Genomic DNA, 20,328 nt, shown 5'->3' with positions numbered 1-20,328 from the left:
CCGAACCCTCGCTCATCCGCCGAATGTAAGCAAGGATCAGAGTCGTGACGACAATTCTTGCGGTAGCGAACCAGAAGGGTGGCGTGGCCAAGACCACCACGGTGGCCTCGCTCGCCGCTGCGCTGCACGCGCTCGACCGACGCGTCCTGGTGGTCGACCTCGACCCGCAGGGCTGCCTGACGTTCTCACTCGGGCACAACCCCGACAAACTCGATTCCTCGGTCCACGAGGTGCTGACCGGTGATGCCAAGGTCGAGGACGTGCTGATCGAGACGTCGGAAGGAATCGTTCTGCTCCCGGCGACGATCGATCTCGCCGGCGCGGAAGCGCTGTTGCTGATGCGCGCAGGTCGAGAGTTCGCGCTCAAGCGCGCGCTCGCTCCGATCCTCGACGATTTCGACGTCGTCGTCATCGATTGTCCGCCGTCACTCGGAGTGCTGACCCTCAACGGTCTCACCGCAGCACAGTCGGTGTTGGTGCCCCTTCAGTGCGAAACCCTCGCCCATCGGGGAGTCGGGCAATTGTTGCGGACGGTCTCCGAGGTGCAGCAGATCACCAACCCCGACCTGGCTCTACTCGGTGCCCTCCCCACTCTCTTCGATGCCCGCACAACCCACAGCAGGGATGTACTCGGTGATGTCTCGGACCGATACGCGTTACCGGTCCTGGCACCACCGATCCCGCGGACCGTTCGTTTCGCCGAGGCCAGCGCATCGGGCGCGACAGTGTTGTCGGGACGAAAGAACAAGGGAGCGCAGGCTTATCGCGAACTTGCCGAGAATTTGCTCGCGCACTGGGACGATGGAGCAGACCTGAAAACCTACGATCCGGCTGGTTAGATCTGCGCGAGCGGCGAGGGGATCAGCCCAGAGCAACCACGTCGGTACCGCGTTGCTCGACGATCACATCGCCGATCACCGATGTCTGTATCGGACCGGAGTAATCGCCTCGGTCGACCGGAATGTCGGTGATCGAGGTGCCGGTTGCGAGATCGACCACCGCTATACCGTCCGGCACGGGCACCACCAACCGGCCTGCCATGACGCTTCCGCTCCCGAGGGCTCCGGGGACCGACCACGACGGGGACAGGCTGGTGGCATCGAATGCCTGCACTCCCGTACCCGTGAACCAGGTGAACACCGAACCTGCCGTCTGTGCAGTGGATTTCGGTGAGTCCTTCGTGGGGGAGAGGTCGGCAGGAAGGTCGAACTCGGATATCCGGCTAGCCGTGTCGTCGTAGAGTCCGACTCGATCGGGCATGCCGTTCTCAGCTGGGATATGCAGCGCAACAACGCTTCCGGTGACCGCAATGATGGTTCCGGCAGTCGGGGAGTCGGGCCCGGGAACCAGTTCGGGCACCACTGTCGAGCCGTACTCCTCGGGTTCGGTCGCATCCTTGGGTGCTGGTTTCAGCAGAGTCAGTCTGGCCGCCGCTTCGCCTGGGCACTGCTCGAGCACTGCTGTGCGCGAGTTGGTCGATGCCGAGGACAGCAGAGTGCAGCCGGTCCTCGGTTGACTACCCGGATTGACCGGAGCGTCCACGCGACCGTATTCGAGGGTGCGCACCATGTCCGAGCGCCACAACTCCATCCGGGAAGCGCCCCTCGACGTCACGTAGGTGCCGTCGGAGGACAGGCGAACTGCATCGTCGGCGTCGGATGTGCGTTGCGCGGCGCGTTGTCCGGTCGACCCGTCGAGTTCGGTCACCTGTGAACAGCCGCGATCATCGCGGTAGACCGCGACTGCGGTGTTCCACGACGACACCACCGAGCAGAGTGGGAGATCACGTGTGTAGGACCAGGACTGCTCGCCGGACCGTGGGCTGCGGCCTACGACGGATCCACCGTCGGCCGTCACCACCCCGAAGTCGGTGACGACGGGTACCGGTGTGCGGGTGGCCTCCGTCGCCTCGCTCGATGCACGCCACAGTTCGGTGAGGGCTGCAGGCACAGTGGTTGCCGGCTCGATCCGAGGTAGCGGTTCCCCGGCGGGCACCGACGTAGTACCGCGGGCATCGCCGGTGAACCAGGCGGTGCCCGCGGCTACTACCGAAACCACGGCGATGACGGCAACGGCGACGAGATCGGCTCTCGTTCGACGTTCTGGAGCCAGCACGACGGGGGACTACTCCGAGGCGCTCGCAGTCGACGGTCCGGCATCGGCCGACGATCCACTGGAGCGGCGACGCCTGCGGCGGCGGGGAGCGGTCTTGGTGGCCGTGTCGGCCGACGTCGAATCTGCTGCGTTCGATTCTGTGGCAACCGTCGTAGCGCCGGGTGCGGAATCGGACGCCGAGTCGGCGGAGCCGGCACCGGTCTGGCCGTCCTGACCCGCGCGGGTGCGACGACGACTGCGGGAGCGGCGCGGCTTGTTCGTCGACGACGCATCGGCTGCGGGTGCGTCGACGCTCGCCGTGTTGTCCTCGGCCGACTTGGCGGGAGCGCGAGACGGCTCCTTGCGCAGCGTGCCGGTGGCGTCGGTGGCGATACCCAGGTCGGTGAACAGGTGCGGCGAGCTCGAGTAGGTCTCGACCGGGTCCGGCATACCCAGATCGAGTGCCTTGTCGATCAGCTGCCAGCGAGGGATGTCGTCCCAATCGACGAGGGTGACGGCGATCCCGGTACGTCCGGCCCGGCCGGTGCGGCCGATACGGTGCACGTAGGTCTTCTCGTCCTCGGGGCACTGATAGTTGATGACGTGCGTGACGTCGTCGATGTCGATGCCGCGGGCAGCGACGTCGGTCGCTACCAGCACGTCGATCTTGCCGGTGCGGAAGGCCTTGAGGGCCTTCTCGCGCTGCACCTGGCCGAGATCACCGTGCACGGCACCCACCGAGTAGCCGCGCTCGGCGAGTTCGTCAGCGACCTTCTGAGCGGTGCGCTTGGTGCGGGTGAACACCATCGTTGCGCCACGTCCGTCGGCCTTGAGGACCTTGGCCACCATCTCGACTTTGTCCAGTGCGTGCGCCCGGTAGACGTGCTGGGCGGTGCGGTCGTGCACCGCGGAGGACTCGGCCTCTTCGGCGCGGATGTGCGTCGGCTGCGTCAGGAACGTGCGGGCCAGCGTGATGATCGGCCCCGGCATCGTTGCCGAGAACAGCATTGTCTGGCGTTTGTCGGGGACCATGCCGAGGATGCGTTCGATGTCGGGTAGGAATCCGAGGTCGAGCATCTCGTCGGCCTCGTCGAGAACCAGCACGCCGACCTTGCCGAGGATCAGATGGTTCTGCTTGGCGAGGTCGAGCAGTCGGCCGGGAGTGCCGACGACGACGTCGACGCCGTTCTGCAGTGCGCTGATCTGCGCCTCGTACGGGCGACCGCCGTAGATGGAGAGCACCTTGACCGGGCCGTTCGCACCGCTGAGGTACTTCGAGGCGTTTTCGAGATCGGAGCTGACCTGGACGCACAGTTCGCGGGTCGGCACGATTATCAGGGCACGTGGCGTGCCGTCGAGTGGGGTCGTGCCGGAGTTGTCCGTGGCAAGTCGGTGCAGCAGCGGCACACCGAAGCCGAAGGTCTTGCCCATTCCGGTGCGCGCCTGACCGATGAGGTCGTCGCCCGCGATAGCGAGCGGCAGCGTCAACTCCTGGATGGCGAAGGTGCGCTCGATTCCCATTTCGGAGAGCGCACGAACGATGGAAGCGTCCACGTTCAGTTCGGCGAAGGTGGGAGGTACGTGGGTGTCGTCCAGTTGCGCCGACAGCGTCGTATCGCCGGTCTCGGATTCTTGGTCGATGACAATCTTGCTCAGGGGACTGGCCTTCCTCGTGGTCGAACGTGCGCACGAGAGAAGGGCACAGGCCTATTGCCGGCCGAAGTCGATGCCCTCAATCCGATGTGATGTCGCCGCCAGCCTCAGCGCGGCCACGGACTGTGATGTCCGCTGCGGCGAAGCTGTCGAGGCGACCCGGATCAGGTGCGCACACATTATCGATGATCATCGCGTGTTCCTTCGGTCCGTTCCATCGGTCCGCGAGCGACGATCGAACACCATGGTAGCTTGCCGAACCGAATTATCCATCGTCGGCCGGTCACGGCACCTCACTACGCGTGCTGCGACGGGGTATCGCGCACGGGACTACGATTGCCAGCCATGGGAGCCCACTCGTCGGAGCCGTCGTCGTCCGTAGCCGCATCCACCACGTTCGTCGGGGCGGAGGGTTCGGCTGATCCGAACGGGTCGGCGCAGGACGAGTGGAGTCCGTCCCGCGACCGAACAGAACCGGCGATCGCGCACGATCACCCCGGAGTCCCGGATTTGTTCGCCGTCCTCGCGTACGGCGAGATCTCGGCTTTCTACCGTCTGGCCGAGGATGCCCGAATGGCTCCGTCCATGGAGGGGCGTGTGGCCCTGGCCAGCATGGCGGCAGCGGAGATGAGCCATTTCGAGACCCTCGAGCGCGCCCTGTCGGACCGTGGGCTCGACGTGTACGCGGCGATGGCCCCGTTCGAGCGTGCGCTCGACGAATACCATGCGTCGACGACGCCGTCCACCTGGTTGGAGTCCCTGGTCAAGGCCTACGTGGGCGACGGGATCGCAGCCGACTTCTACCGGCAGATCGCGCACAGCCTCGATCCCGATGTCGCGGAGATCGTGCGCGACGTGCTCGCCGAGACGGGACACTCGGAATTCGTGGTTCACGAAGTATCGGACCGGGTGCGGGCGAGCTCGCAGGAAAAAGCGCGACTGATGCTGTGGGGTCGCCGTCTGCTCGGCGAAGCCATCACCCAGGCGCAATTCGTGCTCGCCCAACGAGAGTCGTTGACCGATCTCGTCATTTCCGCTTCGGGCGATCTCAACGGGGTCGTTGCCTTGTTCGATCGAATGCAGGAACAGCACGCGGAACGCATGTCCTCGCTCGGCCTGGACTGACTTACCCGATAGCGGTGTTCGCTGACAGCACAGGGCGTCGGGCGTTCGGGTCGAGCCCGCTGCACTAGCCTGGCGTGAGCAGAGTTGTCGAGAGTTCGGAGGTTGACCGTGGAGGTCAAGATCGGTGTTTCGGAGAGTTCCCGTGAGCTCGTCGTGAACAGCACGCAGTCCCCGGCCGAGGTCGAAGCGCTCGTATCGACCGCCTTCGCCGGAAAGGACGGAGTGCTGTCGTTGGAGGACGAGAAGGGACGCAAGTTCTTGATCCAGGCCGCCAAGGTGTCGTACGTCGAGATCGGTCCGTCCGATTCTCGGAAGGTCGGATTCGCGACCGCCTGAGACGGCCGGGAAACGCAGCACACGCCCCTCACTCGAATCGAGTGAGGGGCGTGTGGCGTTCGAGGAGCAGTCTCGTCTACGGCGACTGCAGAGGAACGTGCGACAGACCGCCCCAGGCCAACGACACGGTGGTGTCGACTGCGTCTTCCTTGGAAATCGGCCGATCGGCTTCGAGCCAGTACCGCGCGGTGAACTGGCTTGCGCCTACCAGGCCGACGGCCAGCACGCGGGCTCGATACGGATCGAGTCCCGAGTCGTGAGCGACCAGATCGAAGACTGCGTCGACGCATGCTTCGGTTGCCTGCTCGACGCGTGCGTTGACCTGCGGATCGCCCATCAGATCCGACTCGAACACCAAGCGAAAGCCCTGTGTGTCGGTATCGACGAAGTCGTAGAACGCCAGCACAGCGGCGCGCACACGCTGTCGGTTGTCGGTGGTCGAACGCAGGGCTTGACGGACGCCGGCGATCAAGGTGTCGACGTAGCTCTGCAGTACCGCGAGATAGAGGTCGAGTTTCCCGGGGAAGTGCTGGTACAGGACCGGCTTGCTGACGCCCGCGCATTCTGCGATCTCATCCATTCCGGATGCGTGATATCCGCGGGTCACGAATATTTCGCTCGCAGCGGCGAGCAGTTGCGCCCGACGGGCATCGCGCGGCAGCCGTGCGCTGCGCCGATTGCCGGGAGTGGCCGGCCGGTCCGAGGACCTCCGGTCGTCGAGATCTGTCATCAATTCTTGTCCCATCCGCGTCGACAACTGCGCTCGTCTTGGTTCGACCTCGAGCGATCCGCCGTGAACTTTCGGCGGGTGGCCGTCGGTTCGGATCGTCCGTAGCGCAGATCACGGGCAACGATACTCGTGGCCGTCGGCACTACCGGGATCCTGGGGGATCGCCGGTGAGATGTGCCGATAACGAATCAGATCGCGTGGTTTGTTTGTAGGATGTTTCCGTACCGAAAACCCGATAGTTCCATTCCCGGTCTCGGCGTGCCGAGCAGCGGGCGCTGAGGATTGTGAGATCGTGTTCGAGTGACTGACCGAGGCGGGCCGCGTATCCGCGGAGGTGTGCAGTCGGGCGACGTCGACGAAGAGTACGACGATCGGTCGGACGACTTTCCGCGCACTGTGGGCAGTCGCGGGTCGCATCAACCCCTCCGCGCGCAATGGGACCCGACGCAGCGCGAGGTCAAGCAACGTAGTCCTCGGCCCGACCGTGACGTACGCAAGCAAAGCAAGTTGGGCAAGTTCGCGTCGACGTACGGCTGGCGGGCCTACGCGGTGCCGATTCTGATCGTGGTCACCGGTCTCGTCGTCTTCGACGCCGTGCGCACCGGTGAGCCCATTGCCGGTACGGCCGCACAGAGCGCCGATGCCGATCCCGGTTTCGGTGCCCTGAGCGCCGATACGACGTCGGGCACCGGGATCATCGGTGTGCCGCCACAGGCCGACGGCAATTTTGCGTCGTCGATGTCGTCGGGTGAACTACCGGACGGTGGTCCGTTCGCGGTCCAGGGTGCAAATACGTGGCACACGGTGCCCGGTGCCACCGAGCAGGTGGGCCAGGGGACCGAGCGGGTGTTCACGTATACCGTCGAGGTCGAGGACGGGGTGGACACGGTCGGTTTCGGCGGCGACGAGTCCTTCGGCAGGCTGGTCGATCAGACACTCGCCAATCCCAAGAGTTGGACGAACGACCCTCGATTCGCGTTTCGGCGAATCGATCAGGGCGACCCCGACTTCAGGATTTCTCTGACGTCGCAGATGTCGATCCGGCAGGCGTGCGGTTACGACATTCAACTCGAGGTCTCCTGCTACAACCCGGGGATCGAGCGAGTCGTCCTGAACGAGCCGAGATGGGTGCGCGGGGCGATTTCGTTCCAGGGCGACATCGGCTCGTACCGCCAGTACCAGATCAATCACGAGGTGGGCCACGCGATCGGCTACCAGCAGCATCAGCCGTGCGAGACCGAAGGTGGGCTCGCTCCGGTGATGATGCAGCAGACGTTCGGCACGTCCAACGACGACATCGCGCGATTGGATCCGGAGGGTGTCGTGCCCATGGACGGCAAGACGTGCCGTTTCAATCCGTGGCCCTACCCGCGAGGGTGATCGGCTGGGTTTCGGACTAGCTGGGGATTAGATTCGAAGGCGGCGCATCGGGTCACCGATCGCTTTGTCGAGTCGAGGAGCGTCGCTGCGTCGTGGTCCACCTACCTCCGCTGGTCGAACCCGCAGGCGAACTGACGCCCGACGACGTTGCCCGGTACAGCCGTCATCTGATCATCCCCAGCGTGGGGACCGAGGGTCAGAAGCGGCTACGCAATGCCCGGGTGCTCGTCGTGGGTGCCGGGGGACTCGGATCACCCGCCTTGCTCTATCTCGCGGCCGCGGGCGTCGGCACCCTGGGAATAGTGGAATTCGACGATGTCGAACTGTCCAATCTGCAACGGCAGATCATTCACGGAAGGTCCGATGTCGGTCGCTCCAAAGCCGACAGCGCCAGAGATTCGATTCTCGAACTCAACGACGGCGTCGAGGTCACGCTGCATCGTGTTCGCCTCGACTCCTCGAACGCGCTCGAACTGTTCGAGCACTACGATCTCGTGCTCGACGGTACCGACAACTTCGCCACCCGATACCTCGTCAACGATGCGGCCGCTTTGGTGGGCATCCCGTACGTGTGGGGTTCGATCTATCGATTCGAGGGCCAGGTTTCGGTGTTCTGGGACGGAGCACCGGGCGGAGTGGGCGTCAACTATCGCGACCTGTATCCCGAGGCTCCGCCGCCTGGCATGGTTCCCTCGTGCGCAGAGGGAGGAGTGCTGGGGGTTCTGTGTGCCTCGATCGGGTCGATCATGGTGACCGAGGCCATCAAGCTGATCACCGGAATCGGCGAGACGCTGTTGGGCCGACTGATGATCTACGACGCCTTGGCAATGAGCTATCGGACAGTGGGGCTGACCCGCGATCCGCACCGAATTCCGATCACCGAGCTGATCGACTACGAGGCATTCTGCGGAGTTGTTCCGCCGGCCGAATCCGATGACGCGGCGATCACTCCCGGGCAGCTACGAACGATGCTGGATTCCGGCACCGGGGTTGCTCTGATCGACGTGCGTGAACCGGTGGAGTGGGACATCGTTCGCATCGACGGCGCGCGCCTGATTCCGAAGGATCGAATTCTCTCCGGGGCGGCCATGGCCGATCTACCGCAAGACGTCCCGATCGTCCTCTATTGCAAAACCGGCGTCAGGTCCGCGGAAGTGCTAGCCGCAGTAGTCGGTGCCGGTTTTTCCGACGCCTCCCATCTGCAGGGCGGAATTGTGGAGTGGGCCAAGCAGATCGACCCTGGTATGCCCATCTACTGATGCGGCGCGACTGTGCGCGTCCTCCGCAGTGCCGCCGCGATCGGCGGTACCGTGGCATTCGTGAGCTCTGTCGAACCTCCTCAGCACGTGATCTCTACGTTCGGGCTGCGCGACGTCGACCCCTCGCCTCTCGGTGCGGACTGGGACGGCGGGTGGCGTCTGGGTGATGTCGTTCTGTCTCCGGTGGCCGACCATGCCCGCGCCGCCTGGTCGGCCAAGGTGCGCGAGACATTGTCGGTGGACGGGGTTCGGCTCGCTCGTCCCGTGCGCTCCACCGATGGCCGGTACGTCGTGTCGGGCTGGCGCGCAGACACGTTCGTCGCCGGCGAACCCGAGCCTCGTCACGACGAGGTGGTCTCGTTGTCGATGCGGTTGCATGCAGCGACGGCGCAGCTCGAGCGACCTCGTTTTCTCGTGCAGCCTCCCGTGGCACCGTGGGCCGATGTGGATGTGTTCGTCGCGGCGGACAGAGCGGCGTGGGAGGCCGTCCCACTTCGGACGGCGCGCGGTGCAGGTGCCCCCGAACCGTTGTCGAGTGATGGCAAGACCAGCCTCGAATTGGTCAAACAACTTGCGACACTGCGTAAGCCGGTCGAGTCTCCGGATCAGTTGGTGCACGGCGATCTGTTCGGGACGGTGTTGTTCTCGGGCAGCGACGCACCCGGCATCAGCGACATCACGCCGTACTGGCGTCCTGCGTCGTGGGCTGCCGGAGTGGCTGTGGTCGACGCGTTGTCCTGGGGCGACGCCGACGACGGTCTGGTCGGCCGCTGGGACGATCTGCCGGAGTGGCCGCAGATGTTACTGCGCGCGTTGATTTTTCGTCTTGCCGTTCATGCGCTCCATCCGAGATCGACGTCGGAGGCCTTCCCGGGGCTGGCACGCACCGCAGACCTGGTGCGCCTCATTCTGTGAGTTCCGGTGCGCGAGAAGGTGCTTGGGACAGTTCGTGGAACAGTGATCGAGCGGCATCGGCTGCGCGTGAGGCGTCACCGTCGATGACCGCGTGGACGAGTGCAATGTGCTCTGCGAGGTATTCCTCGTTGTGTACGACGACGTGGTCCTCCATCGTGTGGTGGATCACCGGAAGTAGTGAATCGTAGAATTCGAGATAGATAGCGTTGTGGCTGGCGGCCACGATGCTGCGATGCAGGCGCGCGTCGAGGCGCACTGCATCGGCCAATTCGGTGTCGTCCGACCAGGCCGTATTGCGCTGTTCGAGCGCGTCCAGCATTTCCCGGATGTCGTGTTCGTCACGCCGGTCGGCGGCAAGTGCCGCGGCGGTGACCTCCAGTGTCTCCCGCAGCTCCGTCACATCGCGATGGTGCGCGTCCGAGAAGTATCTGCCCAGGGTTCCACCGAGGTTCGAGCTGGTCAGGACGAATGTGCCCGAGCCCTGTCTGCGTTCGACCATTCCCGCGTGGACGAGCGCCTGCACAGCTTCGCGCACGGTGTTGCGTCCGGTGCCGGTGATCTCGCACAGTTCTGGTTCGGTGGGGATGCGCGTGCCCACCGGCCATCGCTGCGACGTGATCTCGTCGCGCAGCGCAGCGGTGACCTGGCTGATCAAGCTCGATCGCTGGACATTCCGCACGTGGACTCCTTGGGCTGGGAACGTTGCGCCGTCGATAGTAAGGCTTTGCAACTAATGATCCGGTCATCCTATGATTGCGCGGTGAGTGCGTCCACCGTTCCCGATACCCGCTTCGTCGGTACTTCGCTCCTCCGTGGGCGAATCCTGGTGTTCTCCGCGATCGTTCTGTCCGCCATGACGCTGCGCGCCGCCGTGACCTCGATCAGCCCGCTGTTCGGCAGGATCGGCACCGATTTGCAGTTCGGTTCCACGGTGATCGGCTTCGTCGGCATGTTGCCCCCTGCGATGTTCGCCATCTTCGGTCTGACCACTCCGTTTCTCGCCAAGCGCACCGGGCTCGAGCGGGCCGCCCTGCTGGCCATGACGCTGACCACCCTCGGTATGGCCACCCGCGCGTTTGCGCCGAACACCGCGTCGTTGCTCGCGCTGTCCGCCATTGCTCTCGCCGGCATGGGCATCGGCAACGTCGTCATCCCGCCGTTGGTGAAGCGGTACTTCTCCGATCGCCTGGCCGTGGTCAGCACCATCTACATCTGCGTCATGCAGGTCAGCACCATGGTGCCGCCTCTGCTGGCCGTCCCCGTCGCCAACGCACACGGTTGGCGCGTGTCCATCGGCATCTGGGCCGTCGTCGGCCTTGCCGCCGCGCTGCCGTGGCTCGGTGTGGTGGTGGCCCGACGCGGCCGCGACGAGAAAGACGTCTCGGCCGAGTCGGGTTCGGCCGCGGTTCACGTGGAGTCCGGCGGCCGGATACAACGGTCCTCACTGGCGTGGGGGATGGTCACGATGTTCGCCATGACGTCGTTGATCACCTATTCGATGCTCACCTGGCTGCCGACGCTGTTGATCGACGCAGGCATCGGCGAAGCGCTGGCCGGTGCGTCGGTCGCGGCCTTCGGGGCGATGGGATTGATCACGTCCCTGGCTACTCCGACGCTGTGCGCGCGGGTTCGCAATCCGTACGGCATCGTGGTGGTCGCGGCGGTGTGCTACCTCTGCGGCTTTGCGGGTCTGCACTGGTCTCCGACGGCCGGGACCGTGGTGTGGGTGTGTCTCGTCGGGCTCGGCACGATGACCTTCCCGATGTCGCTGACGCTGATCAACCTCAGGACTCGTACCGCGGTCGGATCGTCCTCGCTGTCCGGCTTCACCCAGGGGCTCGGCTACGTGGTGTCCTCGACCGGTCCGATCCTGTTCGGGGTGTTGCACGCGGAGTCCGGTGGCTGGGGACTCCCGCTGGTTCTGTTGACCGGATGCGTGGCAATTCTGCTCGTCGGAGGATTCCTGTCCTGCCGACCGAGGATGCTCGAAGATACCTGGTGACGCGGTATCTCACGCCGGCGCTCGCGGCCCCGTGAGACCGAGTTAATCTTCCGAGTCACCGCACGCAGCGCGTCGGCAACATGGCTTTCCTATCTTCGGTGCATACACCGATCAGGAGGCCGTACGTGAGCAATCTTCGTCGTCGCGCTTCGGCAGATGCCGCCACCGCGAAGTCGGCGACGACGGCGTTCTGGGTGTTCCTCGTCTGTGCTTTCGTCGATCGCGCCTTCGTCGAGCGGGCGATTCGGCTGCTCGAGTACGACGCCGCCGACGTCCGGGCAGCCGTCAGAGGGCCTGTCACAGGCGCAATCGAGACACTCTTCACGGCAACGCCGATTCGGAAGGACCCGCAATGAAGAACGCGGTAGTGGTAGGTCACGGAATGGTCGGACACCGGTTCGTCGAGGCGTTACGTGCGCGTGACGAGGCGGCCGAGTGGAAGGTCACGGTTCTCTGCGAGGAGGCACTGCCGGCGTACGACCGGGTGGGTTTGTCGTCCTACGTCGGGGCCTGGGACCACCGAGAACTGGCTTTGGCAGGCAACGACTATCCCGGTGATGCACTCGTCGAGATGCGCACGGGAGTGCGAGCCGATCGGATAGACCGCGACCACCGCACCGTCGTCACCTCCGCAGGCGACACGGTCGAATACGACGCGCTCGTTCTTGCCACCGGCTCCTATCCGTTCGTGCCACCGATCACCGGACACGACCTGCCGGGCTGTTTCGTCTATCGCACTCTCGACGATCTGGACAAGATCCGCGCCCGGGCCGATGCGGCAGGGCCCGGTGCAGTGGGTGTCGTCGTCGGTGGTGGCCTGCTCGGTCTCGAAGCGGCGAATGCGCTGAAGAAGATGGGTATGACGCCCCACGTCATCGAGTTCGCCCCGCGGCTGATGCCGCTGCAGGTGGACGAGGGCGGCGGCGCGCTGCTGGCTCGTCTGGTCACCGCGCTCGGGTTGAATGTCCATGTCGGAGTGGGCACGTCGTCGATCGTCGAGAACGCCGGCGGTCTGACGGTCGAATTGAGCGACGGCAGCACGATCGACGCGGCGCTGCTGGTGTTCTCTGCAGGAGTCCGACCGCAGGATCGGCTCGCCCGTGAGAGCGGCCTCGAGGTCGGTGAGCGCGGGGGCATCATGGTCGACATCGGCTGCAGTACTTCCGATCCCGCCGTCTACGCGATCGGTGAATGCGCCGCAGTCGAGGGTCGGTGTTACGGCCTGGTCGCTCCCGGATACTCGACGGCAGAGGTGGTGGCCGATCGATTGCTCGGCGGCCCAGCGCAATTCCCGGGTGCGGACATGTCCACCAAGCTCAAGCTCATGGGTGTCGACGTTGCGAGCTTCGGCGACGCGATGGCGGCCACGCCGGGCGCGCTAGAGGTGGTGTTCAGCGACGCCTTCAAGGGCACGTACGCCAAGCTCGTGGTGACCGACGACGCGACAATACTGCTCGGCGGAATTCTGGTGGGGGACGCGTCTGCGTACGCGCTGCTTCGGCCGCTCGTCGGAAGGGAATTGCCCGGCGACCCCGGCGCGCTGATCTCACCGGCAGCCGAACAGGTCGGCATCGGTGCGCTTCCGGACGACGCCGAGATCTGTTCGTGCAACGGTGTGAGCAAGGGTGCCATCTGCTCGGCAATCGGCGATGGGGCCTGCGATGTGGCCGCTGTGAAGAGCTGCACCTCCGCGGGTACCACCTGCGGCGGTTGCTTGCCCTCGATCAAGTCGCTGCTGGCCGCATCCGGCGTGGTGCTCTCGAAGTCGTTGTGCGAGCACTTCTCACAGTCGCGGGCGGAGCTGTTCGAGATCGTTCGCGCCACGAACACGCGTACTTTTTCCTCGCTGATCGCCAAATACGGCACCGGAACCGGGTGCGACATCTGCAAGCCGGTTGTGGCGTCGATCCTCGCGTCCACGTCCTCGGACCACATCCTCGACGGCGAGCAGGCATCGTTGCAGGACACCAACGATCATTTCCTGGCGAACATCCAGAAGAACGGCACGTACTCGGTGGTACCACGCATGCCGGGTGGTGAGTGCACGCCCGAGCAGCTCATCGTCATCGGCGAGGTCGCCCGCGACTTCGGGCTGTACACCAAGGTCACCGGAGGGCAGCGCATCGACATGTTCGGGGCCCGCGTCGAGCAGCTGCCGGCCATCTGGAAGCGTCTGGTCGACGCCGGGATGGAATCGGGTCAGGCGTACGGGAAGTCGCTACGCACGGTCAAGAGTTGCGTCGGGTCCAGCTGGTGCCGATACGGCGTCCAGGATTCGGTGGGGATGGCCGTCGACCTGGAGAACCGCTACCGCGGACTCCGGTCGCCGCACAAGATCAAGTTCGGTGTCTCGGGCTGTGCGCGTGAATGCGCCGAGGCCCGCGGTAAGGACGTCGGAATCATCGCGACCGAGGGAGGATGGAACCTGTACGTCGGCGGTAACGGCGGGCAGTCGCCCAAGCATGCCCAGTTGCTCGCGTCCAATCTCGACGACGCCACGCTGGTGAGCTATATCGACCGCTACCTGATGTTCTATGTGCGTACCGCAGACCGGCTGCAACGCACCGCGCCGTGGCTCGATTCGCTCGACGGGGGACTCGCTCACCTCGAAGCCGTGGTGTGCGAGGACAGTCTCGGCATCGGCGCAGAGCTCGAAGCCGATATGGCGCGCCACGTTGCCGGCTACAAGGACGAATGGGCCGGGGTGCTCGAAGACGAAGAGAAGCTCGGTCGGTTCGTCTCGTTCGTCAACGCCCCGAGCGAAGCCGACCCGACCATCTCGTTCGACGAGTCCGGCCCTCGTAAGGTGCCCGTGCTGATGGGGATGCCCGGTGTCGGCGGCTGAGTCGGCGAAGGAGCTCACACGAGGGCGGGCGCGAGATCGAGTGCATGTGCACAGGTGAGTAATCGCGACTTAACGGTCCAGAAACACACACAACGTGGAATAGCTGACCAGGAGGTACGCCATGACTGTCATCGACTCACACACCGCGCTACCGAACGCCACTGCGCGTGATTGGACCCCGGCCTGCACACTCGATGCGCTGATTCCAGGTCGCGGAGTTGCGGTGCTCCTGCGAGGTGGTGCTCAGGCGGCGCTGTTTCTGCTCGACGACGGACGGCTGTTCGCGGTGGGCAACGTCGACCCCTACGGGCGCGCAGCCGTGATGTCCCGAGGCCTGGTGGGCGATCGTGGGGGCGAACCCACCGTCGCATCCCCGTTGCTCAAGCAGGTCTTCTCACTTGTCGACGGACGCTGTCTCGACGATCCGGAGGTGAGCCTCGGATCCTTCGAGATTTCCTGTGCGGACGGTCTCGTGCTCGTCCGCGGCGGCACTACGTGAGCGAAATCGCCGGGGCCGGAACGCCCCTGGCCGGGTTCACCGTCGGTATCACCGCCTCTCGCCGAGCCGAGGAGTTCGCGACTCTGCTCGAGCGGCGGGGTGCCACCGTCATGCATGCCCCCGCGATCCGCATCATTCCGCTCGCCGACGATGCGGAGTTGGAACGCGTCACTGCCGCCGTCATTGCCGATCCACCCGAAATTACAGTTGCGACAACCGGAATCGGCTTTCGTGGCTGGATCGAGGCGGCGGACGGGTGGGGGCGAGCAGAAGAACTCGGTCGCGCGCTCGGCGCCTCCCGGTTGCTCGCTCGCGGTCCCAAGGCGAAAGGGGCCATCCGGGCAGCGGACCTACGCGAGGAATGGTCGCCTGCCTCCGAGTCCTCCGCGGAAGTACTCGAACACCTCCTGGCCGAGGGGATCGAGGGCAAGCGCATCGCGGTGCAACTGCACGGCGCGACCACCGAGTGGGAGCCGGTCCCGGACTTCTGCGAGGTGCTGCGCTGCGCCGGAGCAGAAGTGGTCCCGGTGCCGGTGTATCGCTGGACTGCCCCTGACGACCAGGGTCCGATGGACCGGATGATCGAATCGGTGATCATCGGCGATCTCGACGCACTGAGCTTCACCTCCGCGCCTGCGGTGGCGTCGATGCTGATGCGTGCCGACGAGAACGGCGTGCTCGAACCACTGCTGCAGTCGATGCGATCGCGCGTGCTGCCGGTCTGCGTCGGGCCGGTCACTGCCGCGCCCCTCGAACAATTGAACGTGGCCACCACCCAGCCTGCGCGGGCACGCTTGGGCGCACTGGCGCGGCACATCGTCGAGGAATTGCCGCGGCGAACCGGTCGGCTGCATGCAGGCGGTCACGTGGTCAGCGTGCGCGGCAGGTGTGTGGTGGTCGACGGCGAGGTACGGCCGGTGTCTCCGGCAGGCATGGCGTTGATGAAGACACTGGCCCGCACTCCCGGACGCGTCGTCTCCCGCGAGGCCCTGCTGGCGTCGTTGCCGGGCGGTGGCGGCGACACCCATGCAGTGGAGACCGCAATGACCAGGCTGCGGTCCTCACTGGGCGCTCCGAAAGCAATCCAGACCGTGGTCAAGCGCGGCTACCGCATCGCACTCGATCACGTCGAGACCGAGCCTGAGTGCGATTCCGAAGTGTCGGCCGCGCAGGTGGCCGTCGTCGAAGGGGGAAAGTACTGATGACTCCGACGCTGGTGCTGGTCGCACACGGCACCCGAAACCCTCGTGGTGTGGAGATGATCGCCGCCCTCGCCGACGCAGTCTCGATGCAGATCGGCACCACTCGTGTCGCGTTCGTCGATGTACTCGGGCCGTCCCCGGCCGAGGTGCTGCGCGATACCCCCGAGTCGGCTGTCGTCGTTCCGGCCTTCCTGGCATCGGGCTTTCACGTTCACACCGATGTACCGCGAGAAATCGCCGACAGTGCTCACCCGTCGGTCACGGTCACCCGTGCCCTGGGACCGGACCCCGTACTCGCCCGCGTCATGCTCGATCGCCTGCGCCAGGAAGGGTGGCATCCAGGCGATTCCATCGTGCTCGCCGCCGCTGGGTCCTCCGACCCTCGCGCTCGCGAGGAACACCGCCGCGCGGCGGCAATGCTGGCCGACACAGCTGGGGTACCGGTGCAGATCGGGTACGTCGCCACCAGCACCCCGACGGTGCCCGACGCGGTGTCGGCTCTACGGGCAGAGGGACACGCTCGAATATTCGTGGCGTCGTATCTGTTGGCACGCGGGCTCTTTCACAACCGCCTGGCCGGCGCAGGTGCCGAGGGGGTCGGTGATCCCCTCGGAGTGCATCCCTCGATCGTCGATCTGGTGGTTGCCCGCTACCGCGAGGGCGTTCGATCCCTCGGTGGAGAATTCAGCGAGGCAGCGGAAGAATTGTCACCGGCTCGTCCCCACTGATCTCGGCCGGGACCAGTGCCAGTGCATCACGGCCGACGAGATGGGCCAGATGTGCGGTGCGGACGTCGGTATCGGCTCGCCAGCGTGTCCCATCGCTGGTGACGGGGACTATGCGAGGGACCGGGGATCGAACGGCAGCGGCATTGGACAACAAGCCCATCTGCGGTGGGCGCACCGATCTACCCGTCAGAGCGTCGACGATCGCGGGTGCTGTGAGCAGTGCCGTACTGACCGCGGCCAGGGGGTTGCCGGGTAAGCCGAGAACCACCGTGCCGTCGGGCAGTACCGCGGTGATCTGAGAACCGCCGGGACGGACACGCATTCGTCCGACGATGGAGTCGGCATCGAGTGCAGCCAGCGTGGAGCGCAGCTGGTCGGCGGCGCCGCCACCGGTGGCACCGACGACGATGACGATGTCCACGTCCTGCGTGCTCGTCAAAACGTTCCGAAATTCCGGTGCCGAATCGTCGAGCAGGGTCACGTCGACGACCGCAATGCCGCAGTGCGCCAGATACTCCGGCAGCACCGACCCGAGAACATCTCGGGTCTCACCTGGGGCGAGTGGTCCTGTCGATCGAATTTCTGTGCCACTGATCACTATTCGGCCGTGAACCGGGCCGCGTACATCCACGTCGAGAACTTCTGCGCTCGCGGCGAGCGAGCGCACCGCCACATCGACCGGGGTGCCGACGGCGACCAGTTCGGTTCCCGGCAACCAATCCTCGCCGCGCCGCCGTGTGTCGTCGGTCTGCGCTGCCGATGGCAGTCGACGCAACATCCCGTCCGGGCCATGGGACATTCGCTCGTCACGCACCACCGATGCTGCCCCGGACGGAACCGCGGCACCGGTCGCGATGCGCACCGCCGTTCCTTCGGAAAGTCGAGGGATGTCGGCACTTCCCGCGTACGCGATGTCGGGCCGCAGCGTCCACGGTTCGGTGCCGCAGACGGCGTAACCGTCCATGGCGGAAATGTCGACGGCAGGCAGAGCTGTCCCGGCCACGAGAGGTTCAGCGAGAACGGTTCCGGCACTGTCCGGCAACCGAACCCGACGGATCGGCAGGGCAGTGACGCGGTTTCGAATGCGCTCCAGTGCATCGGCGACCTCGAGTGTCTGCGACGGTTGTGTGGCCAGGCGAGCGGCGAGTAGATCAGCCGGGGTATCGCAGTCTTCGATACCGGGCATCGCGACGACCAGGTGATCGATCGGAACAATCCTCCGCATCGGTGCACCCTCTGCTGAATCCAGCTGTGCCACAGCGGATCGCAGCGCAGTCTGCCGCCAGACTCCCAGCAGGAATTGCGTGCGTCCCGCATTGTCCTGCGCAAAGACCGCATCTGTTCGGGAGTTGGCCATGAACTCGATCAAGGACGCGAGCGCGGCGGAGTCGAGAAGCGGGATGTCCGACGCGACGACCGCGATCAGATCTGCTGTGTCGTCGAGACATTCGAGTGCAGCGGCGAGGGCAGCCACGGGCCCACCGCCCGCAGGGGACTCGCGAGTCTGCGTGACGTGCTCGGGCACTCCGTCTCGTGCCGGACCCACCAGAACCGTTCGGCGGCAACTCGATACCGCGTCCAGGGCGATGTCGACCATTCGTCGGCCGCCGACGGTCAGAGCCGGCTTGTCGATCTCGTTCGACGTAGGTGAGTGCACGGGATCGACCATTCTCGATCCGCGACCGCCGGCAAGGACGATCGCATCGCAGACCGGCTGCATCACGTTGCGAGCTCGGTCATGTCGGCAGGGGCACGTTCTGCAGCCGAACCTGGCCGCGTGCAATGGTCTTACCGCTGTCGGAGGCGGTGATAGTGACCAGCCAGAGTTGCTGAACACGGCCCTGCTGCAACGGTTCTGCGACGACATCGACGCGTCCGCCTTTGCTGGCGCGCAGGAAGTCTGTGCCGTTGTGCACTCCGACTGCGAATTCACCGCGATCCTTGACCGCTTCGCTGGCACCGATGCTGGCGGCGCTCTCGACGGCGGTGGTGTAGACCCCGCCGTGTACGACGCCCCACGGGGTGAAGTGATCGTCCGTCAGGTCGATATGTCCGGCAACCCGGGTGCCCGAGACCTCGTCGACGACGAGACCGGCCGAGGCGACGAAGGTACTCGCCTTGGACAGGGCGAACTTCGCCGTGGGGCGTGGATCGAACTGCCCGAGCCCGTCTCCGATGTTCATTCTCCGAGATTAGTGGTCGGTTCGGACGGCGACGAGAGCGACCCGAAGTCGAATCGAATGGAGTTCAGCGGCACTCGGCCGTCGTGGATCGCCACCCCTTCGCTGCGCAGCGTCTCGAGTTGCCGAGTGGCCAGGTGTGCGGCGGGCCTGCCACTGGCTCCGAGCACCCGATGCCACGGCAGATCGGCAGAGTCGGTGCGCATGATCCAGCCGACGATGCGCGCACTGGACAGATCCGCAGCGGCCGCGATGTCTCCGTAGGTGGCCACGAATCCCGCAGGAATGGACGCCACCAAGGCGCGGACGCGCTCGACCTGGGTTTCGGTGATCGGGGCCATCTAGAGCACGGATCGCACCAGCTCGGCCACCTCGACCGGCTTGGCCTGGCCGACCATGTGATCGCAGTCCAGTTCGACGGTGCGCAGGTTGTCGCCGAGCTTGTCTCGCAGGGCCGACAGGAATTCTTCTGTGACATAGGGAGGTTCGACACGCATGGCTCGTACGACGATGGTCGGGACGCTCTCGGCCGGCACCACCAGCGGGCGCGCCAGCTCGCCCCACGTGGCGACGATGGCAGGAATCGACATCCGCCATGCGACCTTCCCGCCGTCGGCCGGAATCAGGTGGTCGGCGACCTCGCGGTCGAGCAGTTCGGTGGGTACATCCGCCCACGCTCCATGGATCTTTTCCGATCGCGCCTCGTCGGCATCGGTGTAATCGGGGGATTTGGCGGTCGCTTCGGCGACCTCGAGCAGTTCCTCCGGCGGCAACGCGATTGCGGGATCGAGCAGCACCAAGGCTCGCACCGCCTCGGGGAACCGTTGCGCGAGGTGCACCGCCAACGCGCCACCGTACGAGTGCCCGAGCACTACCACCGGGCCACGTGCATGGGCATCGAGCACGGACTTCAGGCCGTCGACCTGTGCGTCCTGATCCCAGGGCGGCGTGGACGGGGAATGCCCGTGGCCGATCAGATCGGGTGCCAGGATCCTGGCCTCGGGTAGGTGATTCTCGGCGAGATCCCACCAGCGGGCACCGTGGCCGGTGACGCCGTGGACAGCGAGAATTTCTGGACCGTCCACCGGTCCGAACGTATGCAGATTCAATTCGGGCACGCAGACCACTATGCCGTATGTTCCACACTCTGCCCGGTTCGACCGGGCCGGTCGGCGGCGTCCTCGCTGCCACGGCCGTCGTTGTCGGTGGTCCGTGATTGCATCTGTAGTCATGAGCACGGACAGCAGACACGGCGCGACGGTGACCCTCGTCCGTGCGCCCAAGGTGGCTCGGGCTCCGCGCACCTGGACCGGTGCGGCTGCTGGGCTGTTGTCAGCCCGTCCGGATTCGGCGGCCGACGCGGCGCAGGGCGCACCCCGA

The 20,328-nt window shown here is 65.5% G+C and carries 20 protein-coding genes; 12 read left to right on the top strand and 8 right to left on the bottom strand.

The window, feature by feature from the left end:
• Nucleotides 1-44: 44 nt before the first annotated feature.
• Entirely contained in the window at nucleotides 45-839 is a 795-nt protein-coding gene (locus RHODMAR_RS19130) for a ParA family protein (protein WP_008717721.1), read from the top strand.
• A 22-nt stretch (nucleotides 840-861) separates the two neighbouring features.
• On the opposite strand, the gene RHODMAR_RS19125 is transcribed toward RHODMAR_RS19130, so the two are convergent.
• Both RHODMAR_RS19125 and RHODMAR_RS19120 read right to left on the bottom strand, forming a co-directional pair.
• Nucleotides 862-2,115, bottom strand: a complete 1,254-nt coding sequence (locus tag RHODMAR_RS19125) for an Rv3212 family protein (RefSeq protein WP_008717719.1) — start codon at nucleotides 2,113-2,115, stop codon at nucleotides 862-864.
• Nucleotides 2,116-2,124: 9 nt separating this feature from the next.
• Nucleotides 2,125-3,648, bottom strand: a complete 1,524-nt coding sequence (locus tag RHODMAR_RS19120; RefSeq protein ID WP_008717717.1) for a DEAD/DEAH box helicase — start codon at nucleotides 3,646-3,648, stop codon at nucleotides 2,125-2,127.
• A gap of 444 nt (nucleotides 3,649-4,092) precedes the next feature.
• Here RHODMAR_RS19120 and RHODMAR_RS19115 point away from each other — a divergent pair, with 444 nt between their 5' ends.
• Nucleotides 4,093-4,872, top strand: coding sequence for a ferritin-like fold-containing protein (locus RHODMAR_RS19115; RefSeq protein WP_008717715.1), 780 nt, complete (start codon nucleotides 4,093-4,095; stop codon nucleotides 4,870-4,872).
• A 108-nt stretch (nucleotides 4,873-4,980) separates the two neighbouring features.
• Nucleotides 4,981-5,208: a DUF3107 domain-containing protein gene (locus RHODMAR_RS19110; RefSeq protein ID WP_008717713.1), complete on the top strand. Its 228-nt coding sequence runs from the start codon at nucleotides 4,981-4,983 to the stop codon at nucleotides 5,206-5,208.
• 76 nt (nucleotides 5,209-5,284) lie between these two features.
• On the opposite strand, the gene RHODMAR_RS19105 is transcribed toward RHODMAR_RS19110, so the two are convergent.
• Entirely contained in the window at nucleotides 5,285-5,938 is a 654-nt protein-coding gene (locus RHODMAR_RS19105; RefSeq protein WP_008717711.1) for a TetR/AcrR family transcriptional regulator, read from the bottom strand.
• A gap of 300 nt (nucleotides 5,939-6,238) precedes the next feature.
• Between RHODMAR_RS19105 and RHODMAR_RS19100 the strand changes: the two genes are divergently transcribed.
• From RHODMAR_RS19100 to RHODMAR_RS19090, 3 genes are all read left to right on the top strand, one after another.
• Nucleotides 6,239-7,318 (top strand): DUF3152 domain-containing protein, encoded by a 1,080-nt coding sequence (locus RHODMAR_RS19100; protein WP_008717709.1) that lies wholly within the window; start codon nucleotides 6,239-6,241, stop codon nucleotides 7,316-7,318.
• 92 nt (nucleotides 7,319-7,410) lie between these two features.
• Nucleotides 7,411-8,577 carry an adenylyltransferase/sulfurtransferase MoeZ gene (gene moeZ / locus RHODMAR_RS19095; protein WP_008717707.1) on the top strand — a complete coding sequence of 389 codons (1,167 nt, stop codon included), beginning with the start codon at nucleotides 7,411-7,413 and terminating at the stop codon, nucleotides 8,575-8,577.
• 60 nt (nucleotides 8,578-8,637) lie between these two features.
• A complete protein-coding gene (locus tag RHODMAR_RS19090) occupies nucleotides 8,638-9,492 on the top strand; it encodes a TIGR02569 family protein (protein ID WP_042939894.1) in 855 nt (284 codons plus the stop codon).
• On the opposite strand, the gene RHODMAR_RS19085 is transcribed toward RHODMAR_RS19090, so the two are convergent.
• On the bottom strand, nucleotides 9,482-10,171 hold the full coding sequence (locus RHODMAR_RS19085) for a FadR/GntR family transcriptional regulator (RefSeq protein ID WP_008717704.1): 690 nt from the start codon (nucleotides 10,169-10,171) through the stop codon (nucleotides 9,482-9,484). The two genes, RHODMAR_RS19090 and RHODMAR_RS19085, sit on opposite strands and share 11 nt — an antisense overlap.
• 81 nt (nucleotides 10,172-10,252) lie before the next feature.
• Here RHODMAR_RS19085 and RHODMAR_RS19080 point away from each other — a divergent pair, with 81 nt between their 5' ends.
• The 6 genes from RHODMAR_RS19080 (at nucleotide 10,253) to RHODMAR_RS19055 (ending at nucleotide 16,768) form a co-directional block, all read left to right on the top strand.
• Nucleotides 10,253-11,494: an MFS transporter gene (locus tag RHODMAR_RS19080; protein ID WP_008717701.1), complete on the top strand. Its 1,242-nt coding sequence runs from the start codon at nucleotides 10,253-10,255 to the stop codon at nucleotides 11,492-11,494.
• A 125-nt stretch (nucleotides 11,495-11,619) separates the two neighbouring features.
• Nucleotides 11,620-11,850: a hypothetical protein gene (locus RHODMAR_RS19075; protein ID WP_042939884.1), complete on the top strand. Its 231-nt coding sequence runs from the start codon at nucleotides 11,620-11,622 to the stop codon at nucleotides 11,848-11,850.
• The gene (gene nirB, locus RHODMAR_RS19070; protein WP_008717698.1) at nucleotides 11,847-14,339 is read left to right on the top strand and encodes a nitrite reductase large subunit NirB; all 2,493 of its coding nucleotides are present in this window, start codon (nucleotides 11,847-11,849) and stop codon (nucleotides 14,337-14,339) included. Before RHODMAR_RS19075 ends, nirB begins: the two co-directional genes overlap by 4 nt.
• A 121-nt stretch (nucleotides 14,340-14,460) precedes the next feature.
• Nucleotides 14,461-14,838, top strand: a complete 378-nt coding sequence (gene nirD / locus RHODMAR_RS19065; protein WP_008717696.1) for a nitrite reductase small subunit NirD — start codon at nucleotides 14,461-14,463, stop codon at nucleotides 14,836-14,838.
• Entirely contained in the window at nucleotides 14,835-16,040 is a 1,206-nt protein-coding gene (locus RHODMAR_RS19060; RefSeq protein ID WP_008717694.1) for a uroporphyrinogen-III synthase, read from the top strand. Before nirD ends, RHODMAR_RS19060 begins: the two co-directional genes overlap by 4 nt.
• Nucleotides 16,040-16,768 (top strand): sirohydrochlorin chelatase, encoded by a 729-nt coding sequence (locus RHODMAR_RS19055; RefSeq protein WP_008717693.1) that lies wholly within the window; start codon nucleotides 16,040-16,042, stop codon nucleotides 16,766-16,768. The genes RHODMAR_RS19060 and RHODMAR_RS19055 overlap by 1 nt, the downstream gene beginning before the upstream one ends.
• On the opposite strand, the gene RHODMAR_RS19050 is transcribed toward RHODMAR_RS19055, so the two are convergent.
• Genes RHODMAR_RS19050 through RHODMAR_RS19035 form a run of 4 tightly spaced genes read right to left on the bottom strand, consistent with a single transcriptional unit; the run spans nucleotide 16,725 to nucleotide 20,066 of the window.
• A complete protein-coding gene (locus RHODMAR_RS19050) occupies nucleotides 16,725-18,488 on the bottom strand; it encodes an NTP transferase domain-containing protein (protein ID WP_042939883.1) in 1,764 nt (587 codons plus the stop codon). The two genes, RHODMAR_RS19055 and RHODMAR_RS19050, sit on opposite strands and share 44 nt — an antisense overlap.
• Before the next feature lie 16 nt (nucleotides 18,489-18,504).
• On the bottom strand, nucleotides 18,505-18,951 hold the full coding sequence (locus RHODMAR_RS19045; protein WP_008717690.1) for a PaaI family thioesterase: 447 nt from the start codon (nucleotides 18,949-18,951) through the stop codon (nucleotides 18,505-18,507).
• Nucleotides 18,948-19,289, bottom strand: a complete 342-nt coding sequence (locus tag RHODMAR_RS19040) for an MGMT family protein (RefSeq protein WP_008717687.1) — start codon at nucleotides 19,287-19,289, stop codon at nucleotides 18,948-18,950. The genes RHODMAR_RS19045 and RHODMAR_RS19040 overlap by 4 nt, the downstream gene beginning before the upstream one ends.
• Entirely contained in the window at nucleotides 19,290-20,066 is a 777-nt protein-coding gene (locus tag RHODMAR_RS19035; RefSeq protein ID WP_042939890.1) for an alpha/beta hydrolase, read from the bottom strand. It abuts the gene before it with no gap.
• Between the last annotated feature and the right edge of the window lie 262 nt (nucleotides 20,067-20,328).

The sequence above is a fragment of the Rhodococcus sp. AW25M09 genome (assembly GCF_000333955.1).
GTDB lineage: Bacteria > Actinomycetota > Actinomycetes > Mycobacteriales > Mycobacteriaceae > Rhodococcoides.
This window is presented reverse-complemented; position numbering and strand designations above follow the sequence as displayed.